Raw genomic sequence first — 19,625 nt, forward strand, 5'->3', positions numbered from 1 at the left:
GCCCACATCAAGGTGCTCGGCATGCTGGGCGAGGCGGACGACCGCCACACCGAGGTGGACCTCGGCACCGGAGTCCACCGGCTGCCCGTCCTGCGCACGGCGGCGACCTGGCAGGAACTGGTGCTGCGGGTGGCCAAGGCGGTGCGGGGAGCGGGCGCGGGGGTCTCCGGGGCCACGTCCGAGCCCACGCCGGCAGCAGGGTCCGATTCCGGTTCCGCCGACGAAGTCTCGTACGCCGAGCGCGTGTTGTTCGTCACCGACGCGAGCACACGCGCCACGAACATCTCCTACGGCCTCGAAGTCGCCGTAGCCGGGGCGAAGCTGACCCTGACCGCGCCCACCACCGCCATCGCCCCGCCGTACCCGGAGAGCCTCCGCGTGATGTACCGCGAGGTGCTGGAGGCGATGGCCGCCGACCCCGACGGGGACGCGCTCGCCGCCCGACTGGCCCCCCGCGACCGGGAGTTGCTGCTCGACAGGTGGAGTGCCGGCGCGACCGCGGACCGTGGCGCGCGCACCGTCGGTGCGCTCATCGAGGCGCAGGCCGCCAGGACGCCGGACGCGCCGGCCGTACGCATCGGCGGCACCGAGCTGTCGTACCGCGAACTGGACGCGCGCGCCAACCGGATCGCCCGCCGGCTGACCGCCCTCGGCGCCCGCCCCGACACCCTGGTCGGCGTCTGCCTGCGCCGCACCCCGGACCTGCTCCCCGCCCTGCTCGGCGTGTGGAAGTCCGGCGCGGGATATCTCCCCCTGGACCCGTCCCTGCCGGCCGAGCGTGTCCAGCACATGATCACCGCGGCGGGCTGCGAACTGGTGATCAGCGAGACGGCCCACGTGGCGGTCCTGCGGCCCCTCGCCGCCGAGGACACCGCTCCCGTCGAGGACACCGCCGCTCCCGTCGTGGACGCCGGTGGACAGCGTGCAGCAGAAACGGTTGCCCCGTCGGCCGAGGGCAGCTCCCGCTCGACGGACGAGGACGCGGGCGAGAACGCGGGCCGGTCCCCCGGGAGCGGAGTCGCCCCGGCCGCCCCGGTCGGCGTCGACGCTCGCGCCGCCGGACAGTCGGCCGCGGCCACTCCCGCGGGCGGCGACAGTCCGCCGACCGACCTCGCCTTCGTCCTCCTCGACCGCGACCGTGAGGTCATCGACGCGTGCTCGTCGGAGCCGCTCGGCACGCCGCCGGCGGACCCCCGCTCGCTCGCGTACGTCATCTACACCTCGGGTTCCACCGGTGACCCCAAGGGCGTGATGGTGGAGCACTCGGGGCTGGCGAACTACCTGTTGTGGACGGTGGAGGCGTACGCGGCGCGGGGTACCGGCGGGGCGCCGGTGTTCTCGTCGATCTCCTTCGATCTGGGGATGCCGAGCCTGTTCGCGCCGCTGCTGACCGGGCAGCCCGTGCACCTGCTGCCCGACCCGCTGGACACCGCCGACCTCGGGGACCAGCTGGTGGCGGGAGCGCCATACAGCTTCATCAAGATGACGCCGGGCCATCTCGACCTGCTGAGCTACGACCTGACCCCCGAGGAGATCCACGACCTCGCCGGGCTCGTCATCGCCGCCGGGGACGCGTTCACCAGTGAACTGGCCCGCCGCTGGATCGAGTTCGCCGGACCCGGGGGAACGGCGGTGGCCACCGAGTACGGGCCGACCGAGATCACCGTGGGCAACTCCGGCGAGACGCTCACCGAGCCGCCCGCGACGGAGCTGATCCCGCTCGGGGCACCGATCCCGAACACCACGATGTACGTGCTGACCGACCGGCTGGAGCCCGTGCCCGTGGGGGTCCCCGGTGAGGTCTTCATCGGCGGGGCGGGTGTGGCCCGCGGCTATCTGGACCGCCCGGCGCTGACGGCGGAGCGGTTCCTGCCCGACCCGTTCGGCGCCCCTGGCGCCCGCCTGTACCGCACCGGCGACCGGGCCCGCTGGCGGGCCGACGGCTCGCTGGAGTTCCTCGGCCGCGTCGACCACCAGGTCAAGATCCGCGGCTACCGGGTCGAACTGGGCGAGATCCAGGCCCGGTTGAGGGACCACACGAGAGTCGCCGAGGCCGTCGTCATCGCCGTCGGCACGGCCCGCTCCCGCTCCCTGGCCGCCTATGTGATCCCCGCGGACGGACAGCGGGCGGAGCCCGCCGAGCTGCGGGACCACCTCGCGGCCGTCCTGCCCGGCTACATGATCCCCGCGCACTTCGTCGCCATCGACCAGGTGCCGCTGACGACCAACGGAAAGGTCGACACGCGCGCGTTGCAGAGCCTGCTCTGACACGCCCGGCGGTCCCGGCCGGTGCTCCCGGCCGCCCCAGCCGGTACTGCCGGCTGCCCGGCCGTCCCAGGTGTCTGCTCCCGGCCCGTGCCGAACCCACGAGAGGCGAAAACCGTGTCCATCGCTGACATATCAGTCGATACCGCCATCCCGTTCCGTCTCGACCTCACCGTCGAGGAGCGCGCCGAGGTGCGTGCCCTGGCCGAGGAACTGCGCCGGGCCGCCCCCGGCCTGGTCGACGAGGAGGCCTGGGTCGCCGAGGCGCGTCGGCTCAGCTGCCGGCTGCCCCTGCGCCTGCTGGAACGCATCCGCGAGTACCGCAGCGACGCGGGCCCCGACGGCATGCTGTGCCTGGCGGGTCTGCCCGTCGACGAGGACCTGCTGCCAAAGACCCCGAGCGTGCCCGACTCGGTGGAACGGGCCGCCACCGTCCCGGCCGCCGTGGCGATGCTGGTCGGGCAGCAGCTCGGCGAGGTCATCGCCTACCGGGACGAGAAGTTCGGGGCGCTCGTACAGAACGTGGTGCCGGTCCCCTCGCTGGCCGCCTCGCAGAGCAACGGCGGTTCCGTACCGCTGGAGTTCCACATCGAGAACGCCTTCCACCCCCACCGCCCGCACTACGTCGGCCTGTTGTGCCTGCGCTCCGACCACGAGGGCACGGCCGGCACCCAGGTCTGCTCGGTCCGCCGCGTCCTCGGCCGGATCGACGAGGCCGACCGCAAGATCCTGGAAGCGCCCCGCTTCGTGACCGAGGCGCCGCCCTCCTTCCGCTCCGCCGAGCGCACCGAGCCGCACCCGGTCCTGGGCGGCAGCTCCGAGGACCCCGACCTGCGCGTCGACTTCAACGCCACCTCGGCGCTCGACGAGGAGGCCGGCCACGCCCTGACCCGGCTGCGCGACACCATGCTCGACACCTCCGAGTCCCTGGTGCTGGCCCCCGGTGAGCTGGTCTTCCTCGACAACCGCCTGGTCGTGCACGGCCGTACCGACTTCGTCCCCCGCTACGACGGCCGGGACCGCTGGCTGCACCGCATCTTCGTCCACCTGGACAACCGCCTCAGCCGCCCCCACCGGGCGGACAACGGCCCGGTCCTGGTCTGAACACGGCAGGGAGAACAGCAACGTGACGACAGCAGACGCTGAGGCGGCCGAGCGGTTCGTCGTGGTCGTGAACGACGAGGGCCACCACTCCCTGTGGTGGTACGGCCGGCCCGTGCCCCCGGGCTGGCGGGCCACCTCGGAGCCCGCCACCCGCGAGGAGTGCCTCGCCCGGATCGAGCGGGACTGGACGGGCCTGCGCCCGAGGCGGCGGCTCGCGGCGGTGGACCCTCGATGAGCGGCCGTCCGACCCTCGTCCTGGTGGACGCGCTCACGACCGGCGCGATGCTGGCCCGCATGGCGGCGGCCGACCACCGCATCGTGCATGTGCGGTCGCGGGCCCGGCTGCCGGAGACGTTCGCCGCGAGCCTGCCCACCGAGGTCTTCGCGGAGGACCTCACCTATCCCGGCCACGCCGAGGACGTCCTGCGGCACCTGCGCGCCCTGGAGCCGCGGGCCGTCATCGCCGCCAGCGAGTTCGGCATCGAGGTCGCCGACGACCTCGCGAGCCGGCTCGGCCTGCGCGGCAACGACCCGGCGCTGTCGACGGCCCGCCGCGACAAGTTCCGCATGATGGAGGTGCTCGCCGCGGCCGGCGTACCGACCTCGCGCCAGCACCGCGGATCCGACCTCGCCGGGCTCCTCGACTGGTGGCGGGCCTCGGGCCTGGACCGGGTGGTCGTCAAGCCGCTCGACAGCGCGGGCTCCGAGGACGTGTACACCTGCGACACCGAGGATGAGGTCGCGGCCGCCTTCCGGGCGGGCATCGGCAAGACCAACCTGATGCTCAGCGCCAACGAGGAGGTGCTGATCCAGGAACACCTCGCCGGGGACGAGTACGTCGTCAACAGCGTCAGCCGGGACGGCGGGCACTGGTTCACCGACGCCTGGATCAGCCGCAAGCGGGTCACCTCCGGCAAGCGGCTCGTCTACGACTACGAGGACCTGCTCGCCCCGAACGCCCCCGAGCTGGACGGCATCCTCTCCTACGTCGGTGAGGTCCTCGACGGCCTCGCGGTCACCGACGGCCCGGCGCACACCGAGCTGATCCTGACCGCGGACGGCCCCCGCCTCCTGGAGACCGGCGCCCGGCTGTCGGGCCTCGCCAACCCGCCCGCCCTGCACCGCTGCACCGGCGCCGACCAGGTCACCCTGACCCTCGACTGCCACTCCCCGGACGCGGAACGGCTGCGCGGCCGGCCCCGGCGCTACGAGCGCCACGAGTCGGCCCGCTGCGTCAACCTCCTAGCCCACCGCGAACTGCCGCTGCCGGCGCGCGCCCTGGAGGAGGCCCTGCGACAGCTCCCGGCGTTCCAGAGCATCCGCTTCCGCAAGCCGGAGGGGACCCTGACCCGGCCGACGGTCGACCTCAACTCCTCACCGGGCGTGGTGTTCCTGGTCCACCGGGACCCGGCCGAGATCGAGAACAGCTACAAGCTGCTGCGCGAGATCGAACGGGAGCTGTTGTGACCGTGACCCCACCGCAGTTCCGCGAGCTCTTCGGCTCCTTCCCGGCGCAGGTCGCGATCGTCACCGCGGTCGACGCGGACGGGCAGCCGCGCGGATTCACCTGCACCGCCACCTGCGCGGTGTCCGCCACCCCGCCGCTCCTGCTGGTCTGCGTGGACGAGAACTCCCAGACACTGCCCGCGATCCTCACCAGCCGCTCCTTCGTGGTGAACATCCTCTCCGGCACCGGGGAGGCGGCCTCACGCGTCTTCGCCGGCAAGCTCCCGGACAAGTTCGACCACGTGCGCTGGCGCCCGTCGGACATCGCGGGCGGGGCCCCGATCCTCACCGACGTCGTCCTCGCCTACGCCGAGTGCCAGGTCGTACAGATCCAGCCGGCCGGCGACCACCGCATCGTCGTGGGCCGGATAGAGGGCAGCGCCGTCTTCCCCCGTACACCACTCCTGTACGGCAGAGGCGACTACACCTCGCCGTCCCTGTCCCCCCAACTCCCGTCCCCTGCCCGGTAATCTCGGCGACGTGGAGACGCTTCCGGTCAGGACACTGAGGGCGAGCGGCGCCCGCTTCCCGCCTCTCCCGGACCGTCAAGACCCTGGCCTTCGTCACCCCGGCCGACCCCACGGCCAGGACGGCGGCGATCGCCGACCTCCCGGCGCCTGACTCGCGCTCGTAGGAGCGTCCAGAACTGACGACTGGTTGTCGGTGATGCTCTCTGCCCTGATGATCGAGGAAGGGCTCAACCGGGGAGGGACGCATGGTGGTTGACGGGGGGCGGGTAGCCGCTCGCGGTTTTCAGTACCAGTACCTGCGCACTGTGGAGGCGCTGCTGGTCGGACTCGACGGCGACAAGGTGGCGGCGTGTCGTGTGGAAGGCCCGGGAACCACGACCTCGGTTCAGCTCGTCGACTGTGTCGACTTCGACCTGGTCGACGCGTCAGGGCGTTCCCTGATGGCCGTGCAGGTCAAGAGCGCCGGCCCGACCCGTGTGGTCAGCGCCCCGGACGCCGTACGGGTACTCGTGCATCTGATCACCGGCTTCGACGCTGTGGAGTACCGGTTGATCACATCGGCATCGCCCGACCACAACTGCTCACGTCTGGCGGAGACGTTGAAGCGCCACGGCGCGGACATCCCGGCGCTGCAGAGGGAGATCGAGACGCTCCTGCAACGGGCTCCCGTCGCCTGGGGCCTGTGCAAGGCGCTGTCACCGCAGCAGTGGGAGCGGCTGGGCCGGGCCGAAGTGGAGTTCGACCTTCGTGGTGAGACGCAGTTGCGTCAGGATCTCAACGGCATGCTGCGCACTCACCGGGCGCGCAGCGGTCGTGGGCTGTCCGGCCGTACCGGCGGCTTCATGCTCGGTTACCTGGTGGCCGAGGTCATGCGGCGTGCAGCCGATCCCGCTCTGGCGCACTGGGACATCGCCGACTTTCAGCGACTGCTGTTGGTCGAGGACGAGGAACTGGTCGCTGCCGTGGGACGGCAGGACTTCGGCCTGGTCTACGGACCGCTGCCGAGGGTTCCAGAAGTGTCCCGGCCGGGCCTGGTCAGCAAGGTCGATGAGCTTCTCTCACCATCCACAGCGGACTCCGCCGACGTCCCGGTGTGCGTGATCACCGGGTTGTCGGGCCTGGGGAAGTCGAGTCTGGCCGCCGCGTACATCGCGGAGCACGCTTTTCGCTACGACGCCGTCTTCTGGGTCGAGGCCGAGACGGAGGAGGCGCTGACCGCGTCGTTCGCCCGGCTGCTCGGCCACTTGTCGGGCGCGAGTGAACCGGTGGCAGTGACAGATCCGCGGCTGCTCCGCGAGCAGGTGCATGCGCGGCTTCAGGCCTTGCCCGGGCCGTGGTTGATGGTTCTCGACGATGCCACAGCCAAGACGGCCCGGGCGTGGATACCGCGCCGGGGGCGTGGCGGGGTCATCGTGACGTCGCTGGGCGGGAACTGGCGCGATGCTCGTGGGCGCGTCGAGCTGGGTGCCATGAGTGCCGAACACGCGGTGCAGTTGCTGCGGCTGCGCCTTGGCCTGTCCGACAGTGAAGCCGCCGCGTATGCCGAGGTGGTGGGGCACCTCGCGGAGACGCTGGAACGCTGGCCGTTGGCGATCGAGGTGGCTTCTGGCTACCTGGTCGGCTGCAGAATCGGCGTGGAACGGCTCGACACCTACGCGGACACCTTGTTGCAGCGGGCAGCGGATGACGAGGAGGCCGTACCGCCGGGATATCCCCACACGTTGGCCGCCGCGGTGGCGTTGAGTGTCGACCGTCTGGTCGACAGTGCCCGTGGCAGGGGGTTGATGGAACCCACGCTGTCCACTCTCGCGGCACTGTGCTGGCTCGCCGCACGCCGTATCCCGGTGCATCTCGCCATGGCATGCGCGTTCGTCGGGCTCGAGCATCTGCCGCCGTCCCCCGGCTGGCTGGTGCTGGACGAGGCCGAGCAGCCGGTCCGTGAGGTGTTCCGTGAACTCACCAACGTCTCCTTGGTGCGCTTCGACGAACCGTTGCCTGTCCGCGGGGAGTCTTTTCCCGGCAGCGAGGACACGGTCTCGATGAACACGGTGCTGCAGGTGATCCTGGCCCGGCATCTGCACCTTCACCGGATCGCTGCGACAGCGTTGCCCCAGGCAGCAGGCCACACCAACCAATGGCTGCTGGGGGCGATCGAGACGGGTCAGGCCGAACGCTCCTGGGAACTCTCGCAGCACGCCACTGCCTTGGTGTGGCACATCGAGGAAGCCGGTGTCGCAGACCTCCACACATGCCTGCTCATGGGCAACCTCGCAGCCTTCCACCTCGCGCACGGACAGTACGAGGCCGCCCAAGGGCTGCTGGAACGAGAACTGGTGCGACTCGATCAGGCGGGCGATCCCGATCCTGGCGTGACGGCGCAGGTCGAAACCCTGCTGGCACACGTCGCCCAGCTTCGCCGGCCTGACGGCGCGACGTCACAGATCATCGACCGGCTCAGCCGGGTGCTCTCCCGTCTTCGTGCCACGCCCACTCCGAACGCCCCGTATCAGATCGACCTGGCTGCCAGTGCGCTGCTGGTACTGCAGAACCAGTTGCGCGGGGAGCACCACGAAGAGCTCGCCACGCTCCTGCGGGGCTTTTCCGACGTGGTTGCCCGCGCCCCGGACACCGAGACGTCTCAGGCGATGCGCGATCTGACGAACATCTCGGAGCTGCTGAGCGACGGGGAAGCCGAGCGCGCGGAGCAGGCCGCGGCTGCGGCCATCGCCGCGTCTCCGCCCTGGACGGTGTCCACCGTAGAGCTGAAGCGTCTTCTCATCGAGGCTCTCGTCGGACAGGACAAATGGCAGGAGGCCGATGCGGCGCTGACCGAGTTCCTGCCTTACGCCGGGTCCCGCACTCTGCACCGGTTCTCCGTGTACCACCTCGTGCACAACGCCGGCATCGTCAGCGCATGGGAGTGGGTGACGAAGGGGGAGCAGCGTGCCGTCGAGTTTCTGGGGCGCCTTCTGGAGGAAACCGGCATAGACCAGGTGCCGGCGCCGGAGAGCCCGACGGATCAGGCGCGCTTGCTCCTGCTGAGGGTGGTGCACGGCATGTGGCAGTCCGTCAGAGCCGAGTCCTGGGGCTCGGCTCCGCTGTCGCTGATGCGGCAGCTGACGGACAAGGTCTTCACCGACCCCTATGACCCGGACGACGTGTGGGAGCGGACCTACAACGGACTCCTGCCGCGGCTCACATCGCTGGGTGGGGAAGCCGTGCATCGCGGCTGGCAGGCCAAGAGCGAAGCCGTCGTTTCCGCCGCAGGCACGGAACTCCTGGCGAACCCGGTGATACGCGCGGCATACGAGGCAGCCCAGTGTCATGGGCGGGCCGTGTTGTCCTCAGACCCCGCCTACTCCGGCTTCGGGGGCACGTCCGACCTGGAGGCTGTGCTTCCGGAAATCCATCAGATCATTCCCGGCCCTCGTGCCATGGTCTTCCTCGAACCCACGGTCATGCTCGGAGTGACCTCGAATGAGTCGGGCAAGTCGACCGAGCTGCAGATCCATCGTGCCTGCGACAAGGGCTTCAGGCGCTTGATGAGCAGCAAGGTCGTCAGTATTCCGTCGCCCAAGGACATCACTCTGGCCCTGACCGGTGACGACCTCGTCCTGGAACACGAGGACGGCACCGTCCTGGCCCGCGCCACCGCGTCCGCCTCCGGCCAGTGGCTCAAGGCGGCACGCACCCGGGGCACGGCACTGGTCTATTACGGCTTCGGCCTCGACCTGCATACGGCATCAGTCCACCAGCGTCTGCTTGCGTCGGCGACAGAGCTCGGAGAGCGGCTGGCCGATGTCAGTGGGAAAGGCCTTCTCAGCGCGGCCCTCGTGTCGGTACGCGTGAGCCCTTCCTCCACCCCGGACGTGGCGCCTCGCCAACCCGTGACGCGCAAACAGCCCAAGAAATCGAGCAGGCGATCTCGAACCCGGCGAGGCAGGTGACGTCGTTCAGCCCCAGGACCGGGCGGAGGATGGTCAGGGCCAGGTGCACTCGATGCGGTCATGCCGTACGGCGTAGGCGGCAGGGCCGCCCTTCGTCACGGCCTGGTAGATCTCGGCGCGCCGGGCATCGAGTCGTTCGACCATGTCGGAGCTGCGCAGCTGCTGGTTGTCGAGGTAGAAGAGCACAGCCTCATGGTCCAGAACGGGCTGGATCTCCACATCCCGGGTTTTGATCCGACCGTCCTTCGACAGCGGGACCCAGGACTGGGCCAGTCCGTGAGCGATCCATTCCTCGTCGGGGATGTCCTGCGCGTCTGCCGGGAAGACGTCGACGATGCGGTGCACCGTCCACCCACGTGCTCTCAGTTCTTCGGCGACGCGACGACCGAGGTCTCGGTCCAGGAAGAACTCAGGCGGCAAGGCGCACCACGGCGTGGCAGACGGAGTCGACCTGCTCGGGGGTCATGTCGTACTCGTACGCGATCTCCTCGACCGTTTCGCCGGCCTCCCAGAGGTCCGTCACCGCCTTCACCGGCACGCGGTTGGCGGCGATGACGGGCAGGCCGTGGCCGAATCGGGGGTCGATCACGACGGGAACGGAATCCGGGTACTGCCGCAGCCGGAGGCTGGTGGGGAAATCGTCGTCCGCTTCCCAGATCAGGTAGCGGAGGTAGCCCGACACCACTTCGTCGATCGGTACCTGTCCGTCCCGTGCCCGGCGCAGATCTCCGAAGCCGTGCTCGACGAAGATGTCCACGCCGTCCGTCGCGATGCGCTTCGACACAAGACCGTAGGGGGTGTCGAAGGCGTCCCGCACGGCGGCCGCCGCTTCCCGGATCTCGCTCATCCGCAGACCGAGCGTGCGCAGTGAACGCAGCACATGGGCCTCGGCGACAGCGATGAACGGCACCGAGGGCTGTCCTCTCCGCACCGGCTCCACCTGATGCACCAGGGGTGCCCCGGCGGCCGTCGCCTTCAGCCAGGAAGCGAGCGTGGACGAAGGAATCTCCAGGCAGGAGGAGGTTTCGGCGGGTGTCAGCAGCCCGTCCGAGAACCTGTCGACCATGATCCACCTCCTTCGCGCGCGGTCCGCATCGTCGCACATACAGGCTCCCACCGGCGGACGCCGACGACACACTGGACGGGATGCGGCGCAGCGGGTCGTCATGCGGCTCGCCGGTGGTGGTCGCCGCCGTTGTCGAGTGAGCAGTCCCGGCAGAGGGACGGTTCCACGGCGCGGAAGGCCCGTTCGCAGCCGTCGCAGGTCTGCCAGGGGAGTACGGCGGACCGGGCGGGCGGTGGGCCGCTCGGGTCGGTTGGTGTGGGGACCGGGATCTCGCGGAGCCGGTACGCGAGGACACGCGCGGGGCGGGACCGGAAGTGTGAAGGTAGGTCGTTGGTGAGGAAGTTGGTGATCTCCTCCGGTCCCATCCCCTGCGTGAGCCACTCGGCGACGGCCGGGGCCAGTTCGGTGACCTCGCGGCCGGAGAGGACCAGTCTGCGGTCGACGATCCGGAGGGAGGCGAGGATGACGAGGGCTTGGGGGTCGATGCCGTCGAGCCGGAGTGGGGAAGCCGATGGAGGAGCGGTCTCCGCCGCGGGGCCTGCCGTAGGAGTGCGTACCGGTGCCTGTTCGTCCGAGGCCGGTGAGGTGCCGCCGGGCCGGGGTACCGGAGCGCTCTCGACAGCGGCGGGCTTCCGCGACCCGGTTGGGCGGCGGGGTCTGCGGCCCTTCGCCACGCGGTACGTCGTAGAAGTACGTCCGGGTGCGCACCTGACCGTCCGGCCCGCGTTCGCGCCGCCGCTCCAGGTATCCGGCGGACTCCAGCTCCCGCAGCGCGCGGGAGATGAGGATCTCGCCCTCGTCGAAGTGGGCGCAGAGCGCGGCGATGCTGACGATCGCACCGTCGGGCAGCGAGAGGATGTAGGCCGCGACGCCGACCGTGACCGCGCTTCCGCGGCGCTGCACAAGGGCGTTGGCGATCACGGTGAAGTCGGCGGTGAGGCGGGTGCGGACGTGGATCACGCCGGAGGTCGGTGCTCCGGCGTCGGCGCGCAGGCGCGCGTTAGACTGCGGCTCAGCCATCGGGAAGGTGCTTTCTTCCTGGTTGGTCAGGCCCTCGATCGGGATGCCAGTCCCGGCCGGGGGCCGTTGTCTGTCTGAAGTTGTGGTGTGCGGGGAACGTAACCCTCCGTCCGTACTCGCCGCAACCGGGTCACTCCTGAGGGTGAACGGGCCGGTGGGGGAGGGTGGTTGGCTCTTTCCCCACAGTCCTTGGGGGAGGTACGCGGCCTGCCGGACCCCCGCCGACGAGGGACCGGCGAGCCGGGAAGCCCACCGGGACCGGCTCCCCTTCGGCCCGGATGCGGTGCTCTCAGTTGCGGTGGCGGGTCTTCAACTCGTCTATGAAGGCGGCCGCGGACTGGGGCTATCCGCCGACCTCGGGCACGTCCGACACGGTCGCTCTGCTGGTCGCCGAACTGGCCGCGAACGCCGTACGGCACGGCCGGGTGCCCGGGCGGGACTTCCAGCTCTCTGTCCACCTTGATGTGCGGACGCGGGTGATCCGTATCGAGGTCGCGGACGCCTCCGAGCGGCAGCTCCGGTTCGGTTCGCAGACCGTCGCCGGGCCGGAGGACGAGTCCGGGCGCGGTCTCCTACTCGTGACGCTGCTGGCCGCACGCTGGGGAGCCGTAGCGCGTGAGCCCGTGGGCAAGACGGTGTGGGCGGAGGTCGAGGTGGACGCGCCGGACAGCTCGTGATGTCGGCGGTGTCGGTCGGTGGGGCTTCAGAGGTCGCCCAGATGTTGAGAGAGGGCGGCTCGGAATTCCGGGACGCTCAGACCGCACTCGCTCAGCAGTGTGACGCTGTCCTTGTCGTTGTCCAGGATCAGGGCCAGCAAGTGGCCCGAGGTGAAGTACTTCTTGGTGTAGCTCTGGGAGAGCTGGAGGATGTGCTCCATGGAGATGGACCACGGGAGCTCTCGCTTGGTGCTCGGCTTGCCAGCCGGTTGGCCGGCCGCCAGTGCCGCGTGCAGGACCAAGTACTCGACTCCCGCCGTCTTCAGCAGGCTGCTCGCGTCGCTCTCGTGGTGAGCGACGCAGAGGAGCACGTGTGCGGGGAAGACTTCGTGGTGGTGCAAGGACCGTGCTTCGGCCGGGGATCGTGCGAGGTCTCGGACCGCGTCCTCTGACATCAGCTCGGGCATGTGGTCAGTATCTTGTCGCGTCGAGTCCGTCGTCTACCGGTCTGTGAGACCCATCGGGCCAGGGCCTGATCCGCCCGACAGGCCCTACCGCAGAGGGGCCGTCTCCAGCAGCCCAAGGGCCGTCGAGTCCGCCGGGGACGCGGTCAGTTCGGCGACGCGGTGGAAGGTTTCCTGGGCGGGGCGGGCGGGCCAGGCCGGGGGGAGGTGGCGGGCGGGGAGGCGGGGGTCGGTGCGGATGGTCCAGAGCCACTCGCTGACGAGGCGGAGGCGGGTGCCGATGGGGTCGTCGGTGGGGGCGCTGCCGAGGTGGGCGGTCCAGCGTTTGTCGAAGGCGACGTAGCGGGCGGCGATGGACTCCAGGTCCCAGGTGTCGCGGATCATCTGCTCGATGTCGGTCATCTCGGCGGCCCGGGCGTGGAAGATCTTCACGTGGGCGGTGAGGCCCAGTTCCGCGACCACGGCGGAGACGTCCACGTGGCCCGGCGCGATCCACAGCCCGCTGTACAGCGCGCCGAACCCGGACCAGGCCAGGCGGGAGCGCAGATCGTGGCGCTGGCGTTTCCAGGAGTCGGGGAGGGAGAAGCCGAGGAGGGTCCAGAAGCCGTCCCAGTCGTCGTTGACGGCACCCTGGGTCCAGATGCGGGTGCGGCCGTCCTCCAGGACCCGGACGGCCTGCGGGGTCAGGCCGAAGAACATCTTGCGGCCCTCGCGCTGCCGTTGCAGCAGCCCGCGGTTGACCATGCGGGTGAGGGTGGACCGCACGGCCTGTTCCCCCACCCCGACGCGGCCGAGCACGTCGATGATGCTGCCCGAGTACACGCACACCTCCCCCCGGTCCAGGACGTGGTTGCCGAAGAAAGCGAGCATGAGCGACTGAGGGCGCGGCGCCGGGCCGCCGTCCGCGGCGTCGGCGCTGTCCGAGGTGTCCAGGATGTCGTCGTCCTCCACGGGGGCAAGCGTACGACCGCCCGCCGTCCGTGCGGCGGGCGGTCGTGCCACGTCACCTGCCGTCGGCCGGGTGCGCAAGGTCGTACGGACGCGGGTACGGGGCGGGCCGGTACGCCGCGTAACGGGCGGGCGTCGTGGGGTCGGCCGCCGCGGCGCGGGAGTTGAGCGAGCCCGGATCGGTGCCGACCCACCGGCCGGCGGTCAGCCGGTCCTCCAGCGTGTGCAGGGCAGCCACCTGCTCGGCGGGGCTGAAGGTGCAGTGGCCGGCGTTCTCGACGTACGCCTGACGCAGCAGGGAGGTGCGGCCGGCCGCGGTGACCGCCCGCTTCAGGGCGCTCTCCGTCTGGACGGGGACGAGCGCGTCGCCGGTGGTGTGGACGCTGAGCTGGGGCTTGGCGAGCTTCCCGGTGAAGGAGCTGGTGGCGCTCATCCACCGCACCGCGGACGGGTCGGCGGCGATCCGGGGCGCGCGGTGGAGGGCGGTGAGGTCGGCCTTCAGGGACAGGCCGGCCTTCTTGTACAGCGCGGTGACCTCCTCGCGGACGGCGGACCGGCCCAGCATCCGCGCGTAGTCGACGCCGGTGTTCCAGGACATGTTGCCGCCCGCGCGGGTCTCGGCCTCCTGCCGCCAGCTGAAGGCGGGGAACTTCACCATGCCCTTGACGGCGGTGTACTGGTTCGCCTGCTGGGCCTCCCAGTCGGTCGGGGCGGGCTTCGGCTGCGCCGGGTCGTTCCAGCCCGGGATGTTGTGCAGCGCGGCGGCCAGCGCGATCCGGGCCCGCCCGGCCGGCGTCGACTGCGCAGAGTCGACCGCGGCCGTCAGGGTGTTCGCCGCGTCGGCGGCCGTCTTCTGGTCGGGAAGGTCCACCAGCGGGATCGCGGCGCCGGGCGCGAGGAGCGTCTTGAGGGCGAAGACCGGGTCGAGGGTGTTGTTCCAGTTGGCGACCCCGCCGTGGACCAGACCGCACAGGGAGATCGAGCCGTCGATGCGCTCCGGGTGCCGCTCGGCGATCGCGGTCGTGACGAGTCCGCCGTACGACCGTCCCCAGGCGATGGTGCGGGAGGCCGCGCCGAAGCGGCCGGTGAAGGCGGAGAGGGTGGCGAGCTGGTCGGGGACGGCGTCCGTCACGGCCCAGCCGGTGGTGGCGTAGGAGGAGCCGATGAGGGCGTAACCCTGCTTCAACAGAAGGGACTTCGTGGCCTCGTCCGGGCCGTTCGTGGCGGGGTTGGCCGGGCCGGGGTTGTAGCCGTGGCTGAAGAGGAGGACGGTGCCGTTCCAGCCGGCGGGCACGTCCATGGCGTAGGTCGCGCCCGAGGGGAGCCGGCCCTCGACGTGGACCGGGTCCGCCGTGACCGCGACGGCCGACGTGGGCACGGCGGTGAGGGCGAGCAGGAGGGCGGCGGCGCAGGCGGTACGGCGCGCTGCGGTACGGCGTGCTGCGGTGCGGGTGCCGGTCGTCATGCGGAGATCTCCTCGGTGTGGGGGGCGTTGGAGTTTCCTGCGGTGTCGGGGTCGGTGTCCGCTTCGGCGAGGGACGTCCTGCTGGTCTCGCGTACGAACAGGACGGTCGCCGCCGTGACCGCCGCGCCGCCGCACAGCAGCAGGGCGACGGGCGTGCTGGTCCCGCTCCCGGCCACGAGGCTGCCGGCGATCATTGGGGAGAAGCCGGCGCCGACGAGGGTGGCGCCCTGGTAGCCGAGGGAGGCGCCGGTGTAGCGGACCTTGGTGCCGAACATCTCGCTGAGCAGGGCGCCCAGCGGGCCGTACATCGTGGACTGGGCGATGCCGTGGCCGAGGACGACGGCGACGATCAGCAGTCCCGGCGACTTCGAGTCGACCAGTGCCATCACGGGGAAGGCGAGCGCGGCCGAGGCGATCGCTCCGGCCAGCACGACCGGGCGGCGGCCGACCCGGTCGGAGAGCGCGGAGGCGCAGGGCAGCACGACGAGGGCGACGGCGGCGGAGACCGTGAGCGCGGTCAGCACCTGGGGGCGGGCGTAGCCGATGCCGGTGGCGTACGAGATCAGGTAGCTCGTCAGCAGCGACTGCGCGGTGAAGGCGCCGATGCCGACGCAGCAGGCCAGCACCAGGGGGCGCGGGCGGCGCAGCACGTCGAGGATCGGCAGCCGGGACTCGGCGCGGTCCTGCTTCACCTCGGCGAAGAGCGGGCTCTCCACCACCTTGAGCCGCACGAACAGCCCGACGCCGAGCAGCACCACACTCAGCAGGAACGGCACCCGCCAGCCCCACGCCGCGAACTCGTCCTCGGGGAGCGTGACGACGAGCGCGACGACGGCCGTGGACAGCAGGGAGCCGAGCGGGGCTCCCATCTGCGTGAAGCTGGACCACAGGCCGCGCCGCCGCTCCCCGGCGTGCTCGACGACCATCAGCGTGGCGCCGCCCCACTCCCCGCCGATGGCGAGGCCCTGCACGACCCGCAGAGTGATCAGCAGGACCGGTGCCCACACCCCGATCGTGTCGTACGTCGGCAGCAGCCCGACGAGGAAGCTCGCCGCGCCCATCAGGCCCATCGTGAGCAGCAGCATCGACTTGCGGCCGAGCCGATCGCCGAAGTGCCCGAACAGGATCCCGCCGAGCGGACGGGCGACATACCCGGCGGCGAAGGTGCCGAACGCGGCGATCGTGCCCACGGCGGGGTCGGCGCCGGGGAAGAACAGTTCGCCGAAGACGAGCGCGGCGACCGTGCCGTAGACGAGGAAGTCGTAGAACTCGACGGCGGTGCCGAGCAGGCCGGAGAGGGCGACCCGGCGGAGCTGGCGGTTTCGTTCCGAACGGGTGGGGTCTGGTGCGACGGGGGACGGGGGCATCGCGGTCTCCCTTGAGCGGAGGAAGGACACGGCGAAGTTAGGCGCTGTGTGCACCGTCGTCAATAAAGTGCACAACATTAGAGCTGTCGATCCCCTATCGACCCGGGAGGCCGGGTGCGGGTCTTCCTGGCGGGGAGGGGTGCCGGGTGTTGCCCCGGGGGTTCTCATCCGGGCAGTGCGCACCTAGGGTTTACGGTGTTCGGCGGTCCCGAGGGCTGCCCGTACCCCGTGACCCCGGGCAAGGACCGATTCGCAGCCCCCGCGGAGCAGCCGACTCCCACGAGCCCACTCCGGTCGGCCCCTGGCGTCGTCCTCGTCTCTCGTCCCTCTTCCGCCGCTTCCCCTCGTCCGAGACCCGCGCGGCCGCCTCCCGCATGCCGTCGCACGGTCCGATGGGGGGCACACGGCTCCGATCGCGCGCCCAGTCGGGGGGAGCGGGCGCGCGGGAGCCACCCGACGGCCGCCGCCCACGCTCGGGGGAGCCGGCGGCGGCCGTCGGAACCGACCCGGTGGGCCGGGCGGGTCACTTCCGACGGCCAGGGCGGTGGCCCACGACGGTCACATCTCGACGGTCCCGACGGCGCTCCGCTGATACCGGCCGTACGACAGGAAGGCGCCGTCGGCGGCGGCTTCGGCGGCTTCGGTGGCCTCCGCGGCCGTGGCCTCCGGGCCTTGGCGGCCGACCAGTTCCGCCGTCAGGAGCGCGGTCGCGGTCATCGGCGGGCCGGTGTCCGCGCTCGCGGCGTGCATCAGTCGGGCGGCCGAGGACTCGTCGGTCTCCGGGGGCACGACCAGGAGGGTCCGCCGGTCGATGGCGTGGGACAGCAGGAGGATCGAGTGCGGGTCCAGCTCCGAGGTGAACCAACCGACCTTCACCACATGGCCGTTGACGAAGATCCTGGGCGGGAGGATCGGCCAGTTGCGGGGGTTGACCGCGATGCGGGTGATGCGTCCCCACCGCGGATCCAGACCATCCGTCAGGGCGGAGAACTCGCCCGGCAGGTCACGCGAACCGGGCCACCAGGCACCGTCCAACGGGGCCTGCCCACCGGACGGGCTCTCGGACCTGAGCATGAGGCGCGCGGCCGGGGCCGTGTAGGGAACGGGCCGGAAAGGGAGATGAGTGAGGGGCGCGGACATCACGCAAACCTGCCTCCGGACACCGCACATGGGCGCGGCCGCCCGGTGTCGTCGCTCACCGGGAACGACACCGGCATCGACGCCGGTGCGCGAAGTGCTCCCGATGACCTCACGTTACTCCCCGCGAGGGCCGGGCGGACGTCCCCGGCTCCGCCCGTCCCGGGTGACGCCGGTCAGTCGGAGCGGTCCTCGGGACGGGCCGGCTCGGGCGCCGGGATCTCGGAGGTGTCAAAGGCGCCCGCGAGGATGCGTTTGGCCAGGTCCGACAGGCGCAGGTGATGGGCGCGGGCGTACGACCGGAACGCGGCGAAGGCGTCGTCGACGGAGGTCTCCCAGCGTTCCGCCAGCACGCCCTTGACCTGCTCGATCAGGACGCGGCTGGTCAGCGCGGTCTCCAACTGGCTGTTCTCCACATGCGACTGCTCCAGTGTGCGCTGTTGCAGGATCGTGATCGTGGCCACGTCGGCCAGGGCCTGGGCGAGCGCGATGTCGTCGTCGCCGAGGCGGTGCGGCGTCGTCTGGAAGAGGTTGAGCGTGCCCACGATCCGGCTGCGCAGGCGCAGCGGGATGGCGTGGGTGGTCGAGTACCCCGTCTCACGGGCGCGTGTGGCGAAGCGCGGCCAGCCGGCCGTGGCCTCCGCTCGCGCCAGGTCGATGTTGGTGCGGGCGGCGCCGGTGCGGTAGCACTCGACGCACGGGCCCTGGTCGTGCTGGAGCGCGAAGAGTTCCAGCAGGCGGGTGTGCTCGTCGGAGGCGGCGATCACCTGGAGTTCGCCGTGTGCGTCGGCGAGCAGGATCCCGGCCGCCGACACGTCGAGCAGTTCGACGCAGCGCGTGGACAGCCGCTGCAGTAGGTCGATGACGTCGAAGTCCTCGACGAGGGAGTCCGCCACCTCCACGAAGATCTCGGCCAGACGTCGTTCGCGGGCCATGCCGATCATCCCTTTCCACCGTCGGGCGAATACGGCCCGCTCATATTGTCGTCGAGGTCGTTGTCGAAGCGCAGCCTGCGGGCGACCACGTCCGCCGCGACCTCGCCGAGGGGGCGGTCGCCGGCGTAGGCGTGGGCGCGCAGACGCAACAGCGCCTCGGTCATGGACACATCCAGCTGGACGCTGATCATTCCCGTGGCCTGGTGCACGACCGCGCGGTGCAGTCCCGACGGCCGCTCCGGGAGCACGCCGAGCCCGGGAACATCCCCGTTCAGGCCGTCGCGGTGGTCCCCGTTCAGGATGGCACCGGTCAGGGCGGCCGTCAGGACGGTGGCGTCGGCGAACTGCTGCTCGCTCAGCCGCCGGTCGCCGTCACACAGCATGGTCAGCACGCCGACCCGGATGGCCCCGATACCCAGCGGGAAGCAGCACACACCGTGCACGCCCAGCTCACGCGCGGCGGGCAGCAGGACGGGCCACCGCTCGGGGCGCACCCGGTCCAGGTCCGGTTCCACGACGGGCGACCCGGAGCGCACCGCGTCCGGTCCCGGTCCCTCACCGAGGGTGAACTGGAGTTCGTCGAACCGCGCGCTCAGCCCGGGCTGGCACCACAGCGGCTCGGCGGTCCGACCGGCGCCCAGCAGCAGCGACAGCGCGACACCCTCGGCGCCCAGCACCCGCGCGCACGCCCGCGCCGGGTCACTGACCTCGCCCAGGCGCAGTGACCGCAGGAGACCGGCCATGCCGTCGCTGATCACCGTTCCTCATTCCCGGTCCGGGACGCTTCGGGGTGAGGCGCCGCACGGCCTGCTCCGTACATTACGTGTCCGGGTCCGCCGGCACGCCTTTCCAGGCGTCCTGGGCACTGGCGTAGCGCGGGAACTGTTCCCGCAGACCGCCGACCCGGAACAGGAGCGCGGGTCCCGGCCGGGTGTGGACGACGCGCGCCCAGCCACCCCGCTCGCGGCAGTCCAGCCACGCCGCGCGCAAGGGCACCATGACGCTGCCGTCCATGAACGTCACGCCGCTCAGGTCGACGATCAGGAACAGCCGGCCGGCTCCGTGGCGAGCGTGCTTCAGGTCATGTGCGAAGGCAGGTGTGGTCATCAGGTCTAGCTCGCCGCAGGCCCGGACCATACGGCACTCGTCGAACACGGGGTACGGGCCCATGAGCCCCCATTTCCTCTGTCACCGAGGTGGCTCTCGCCTTGCGCAGGGCCTCTGTTGCGCGGAACGGCACTTCACGGAGAGGGCCGGGGGCACGGGCGGACCGTA

Annotated in this window: 18 protein-coding genes and 1 pseudogene; 8 read left to right on the top strand and 11 right to left on the bottom strand. The window is 71.1% G+C overall.

Features of this window, described 5'->3' with window-relative positions:
• Positions 1 to 405: 405 nt before the first annotated feature.
• The 7 genes and pseudogenes from SLINC_RS50635 to SLINC_RS26015 all read left to right on the top strand — a co-directional run.
• A pseudogene (locus SLINC_RS50635) lies at positions 406 to 1,779 on the top strand (AMP-binding protein); the annotation flags it as partial.
• Between the two features lie 42 nt (positions 1,780 to 1,821).
• Positions 1,822 to 2,268: an AMP-binding enzyme gene (locus SLINC_RS50640; RefSeq protein ID WP_455681119.1), complete on the top strand. Its 447-nt coding sequence runs from the start codon at positions 1,822 to 1,824 to the stop codon at positions 2,266 to 2,268.
• Between the two features lie 114 nt (positions 2,269 to 2,382).
• Positions 2,383 to 3,369, top strand: coding sequence for a TauD/TfdA family dioxygenase (locus SLINC_RS25995; protein WP_211292763.1), 987 nt, complete (start codon positions 2,383 to 2,385; stop codon positions 3,367 to 3,369).
• Between the two features lie 22 nt (positions 3,370 to 3,391).
• Positions 3,392 to 3,604 (top strand): MbtH family protein, encoded by a 213-nt coding sequence (locus SLINC_RS26000; protein WP_067437642.1) that lies wholly within the window; start codon positions 3,392 to 3,394, stop codon positions 3,602 to 3,604.
• Positions 3,601 to 4,836, top strand: a complete 1,236-nt coding sequence (locus SLINC_RS26005) for an ATP-grasp domain-containing protein (RefSeq protein WP_067437643.1) — start codon at positions 3,601 to 3,603, stop codon at positions 4,834 to 4,836. Before SLINC_RS26000 ends, SLINC_RS26005 begins: the two co-directional genes overlap by 4 nt.
• 2 nt (positions 4,837 to 4,838) lie before the next feature.
• On the top strand, positions 4,839 to 5,345 hold the full coding sequence (locus SLINC_RS26010; RefSeq protein ID WP_225988388.1) for a flavin reductase family protein: 507 nt from the start codon (positions 4,839 to 4,841) through the stop codon (positions 5,343 to 5,345).
• A 245-nt stretch (positions 5,346 to 5,590) separates the two neighbouring features.
• Positions 5,591 to 9,292 (top strand): ATP-binding protein, encoded by a 3,702-nt coding sequence (locus SLINC_RS26015; RefSeq protein ID WP_067437647.1) that lies wholly within the window; start codon positions 5,591 to 5,593, stop codon positions 9,290 to 9,292.
• 33 nt (positions 9,293 to 9,325) lie between these two features.
• Here SLINC_RS26015 and SLINC_RS26020 read toward each other — a convergent pair whose 3' ends face one another.
• From SLINC_RS26020 to SLINC_RS50475, 3 genes are all read right to left on the bottom strand, one after another.
• The gene (locus SLINC_RS26020; RefSeq protein WP_067437649.1) at positions 9,326 to 9,712 is read right to left on the bottom strand and encodes a PIN-like domain-containing protein; all 387 of its coding nucleotides are present in this window, start codon (positions 9,710 to 9,712) and stop codon (positions 9,326 to 9,328) included.
• Positions 9,702 to 10,358 (bottom strand): DUF433 domain-containing protein, encoded by a 657-nt coding sequence (locus SLINC_RS26025; RefSeq protein WP_067437651.1) that lies wholly within the window; start codon positions 10,356 to 10,358, stop codon positions 9,702 to 9,704. The genes SLINC_RS26020 and SLINC_RS26025 overlap by 11 nt, the downstream gene beginning before the upstream one ends.
• A gap of 98 nt (positions 10,359 to 10,456) precedes the next feature.
• Positions 10,457 to 11,032 carry a hypothetical protein gene (locus SLINC_RS50475; protein ID WP_375141486.1) on the bottom strand — a complete coding sequence of 192 codons (576 nt, stop codon included), beginning with the start codon at positions 11,030 to 11,032 and terminating at the stop codon, positions 10,457 to 10,459.
• Between the two features lie 666 nt (positions 11,033 to 11,698).
• Between SLINC_RS50475 and SLINC_RS26035 the strand changes: the two genes are divergently transcribed.
• Positions 11,699 to 12,055, top strand: a complete 357-nt coding sequence (locus tag SLINC_RS26035) for an ATP-binding protein (RefSeq protein ID WP_067437653.1) — start codon at positions 11,699 to 11,701, stop codon at positions 12,053 to 12,055.
• Positions 12,056 to 12,081: 26 nt separating this feature from the next.
• Here SLINC_RS26035 and SLINC_RS26040 read toward each other — a convergent pair whose 3' ends face one another.
• The 8 genes from SLINC_RS26040 to SLINC_RS26075 all read right to left on the bottom strand — a co-directional run bounded on the left by SLINC_RS26040 (position 12,082) and on the right by SLINC_RS26075 (position 19,520).
• Positions 12,082 to 12,435, bottom strand: coding sequence for an ATP-dependent Clp protease ATP-binding subunit (locus SLINC_RS26040; protein ID WP_159425364.1), 354 nt, complete (start codon positions 12,433 to 12,435; stop codon positions 12,082 to 12,084).
• A 150-nt stretch (positions 12,436 to 12,585) separates the two neighbouring features.
• Positions 12,586 to 13,449 (bottom strand): PaaX family transcriptional regulator, encoded by an 864-nt coding sequence (locus tag SLINC_RS26045; RefSeq protein ID WP_067437657.1) that lies wholly within the window; start codon positions 13,447 to 13,449, stop codon positions 12,586 to 12,588.
• Between the two features lie 52 nt (positions 13,450 to 13,501).
• Positions 13,502 to 14,911 (bottom strand): alpha/beta hydrolase family protein, encoded by a 1,410-nt coding sequence (locus tag SLINC_RS26050; RefSeq protein WP_067437659.1) that lies wholly within the window; start codon positions 14,909 to 14,911, stop codon positions 13,502 to 13,504.
• Positions 14,908 to 16,278, bottom strand: a complete 1,371-nt coding sequence (locus SLINC_RS26055; RefSeq protein ID WP_067437661.1) for an MFS transporter — start codon at positions 16,276 to 16,278, stop codon at positions 14,908 to 14,910. The genes SLINC_RS26050 and SLINC_RS26055 overlap by 4 nt, the downstream gene beginning before the upstream one ends.
• A gap of 558 nt (positions 16,279 to 16,836) precedes the next feature.
• Positions 16,837 to 17,352 carry a DUF5994 family protein gene (locus tag SLINC_RS26060; protein WP_152039022.1) on the bottom strand — a complete coding sequence of 172 codons (516 nt, stop codon included), beginning with the start codon at positions 17,350 to 17,352 and terminating at the stop codon, positions 16,837 to 16,839.
• Between the two features lie 239 nt (positions 17,353 to 17,591).
• Entirely contained in the window at positions 17,592 to 18,359 is a 768-nt protein-coding gene (locus tag SLINC_RS26065) for a GAF and ANTAR domain-containing protein (RefSeq protein WP_067437665.1), read from the bottom strand.
• Complete coding sequence (locus tag SLINC_RS26070) at positions 18,356 to 19,108, bottom strand: GAF and ANTAR domain-containing protein (protein ID WP_067437666.1); 753 nt, start codon at positions 19,106 to 19,108, stop codon at positions 18,356 to 18,358. Before SLINC_RS26070 ends, SLINC_RS26065 begins: the two co-directional genes overlap by 4 nt.
• A 61-nt stretch (positions 19,109 to 19,169) precedes the next feature.
• Positions 19,170 to 19,520, bottom strand: a complete 351-nt coding sequence (locus SLINC_RS26075; RefSeq protein WP_067437668.1) for an STAS domain-containing protein — start codon at positions 19,518 to 19,520, stop codon at positions 19,170 to 19,172.
• Positions 19,521 to 19,625: the final 105 nt, after the last annotated feature.

The organism is Streptomyces lincolnensis (genome assembly GCF_001685355.1).
GTDB lineage: Bacteria > Actinomycetota > Actinomycetes > Streptomycetales > Streptomycetaceae > Streptomyces > Streptomyces lincolnensis.

Coding starts and splice junctions, on each gene's coding strand:
- SLINC_RS26005 (WP_067437643.1), top strand. CDS start 3,601: ATGAGCGGCCGTCCGACCCTCGTCCTGGTGGACGCGCTCACGACCGGC.
- SLINC_RS26015 (WP_067437647.1), top strand. CDS start 5,591: ATGGTGGTTGACGGGGGGCGGGTAGCCGCTCGCGGTTTTCAGTACCAG.
- SLINC_RS26025 (WP_067437651.1), bottom strand. CDS start 10,358: ATGGTCGACAGGTTCTCGGACGGGCTGCTGACACCCGCCGAAACCTCC.
- SLINC_RS26035 (WP_067437653.1), top strand. CDS start 11,699: ATGAAGGCGGCCGCGGACTGGGGCTATCCGCCGACCTCGGGCACGTCC.
- SLINC_RS26050 (WP_067437659.1), bottom strand. CDS start 14,911: ATGACGACCGGCACCCGCACCGCAGCACGCCGTACCGCAGCGCGCCGT.
- SLINC_RS26055 (WP_067437661.1), bottom strand. CDS start 16,278: ATGCCCCCGTCCCCCGTCGCACCAGACCCCACCCGTTCGGAACGAAAC.
- SLINC_RS26060 (WP_152039022.1), bottom strand. CDS start 17,352: ATGCTCAGGTCCGAGAGCCCGTCCGGTGGGCAGGCCCCGTTGGACGGT.
- SLINC_RS26065 (WP_067437665.1), bottom strand. CDS start 18,359: ATGATCGGCATGGCCCGCGAACGACGTCTGGCCGAGATCTTCGTGGAG.
- SLINC_RS26075 (WP_067437668.1), bottom strand. CDS start 19,520: ATGGGCCCGTACCCCGTGTTCGACGAGTGCCGTATGGTCCGGGCCTGC.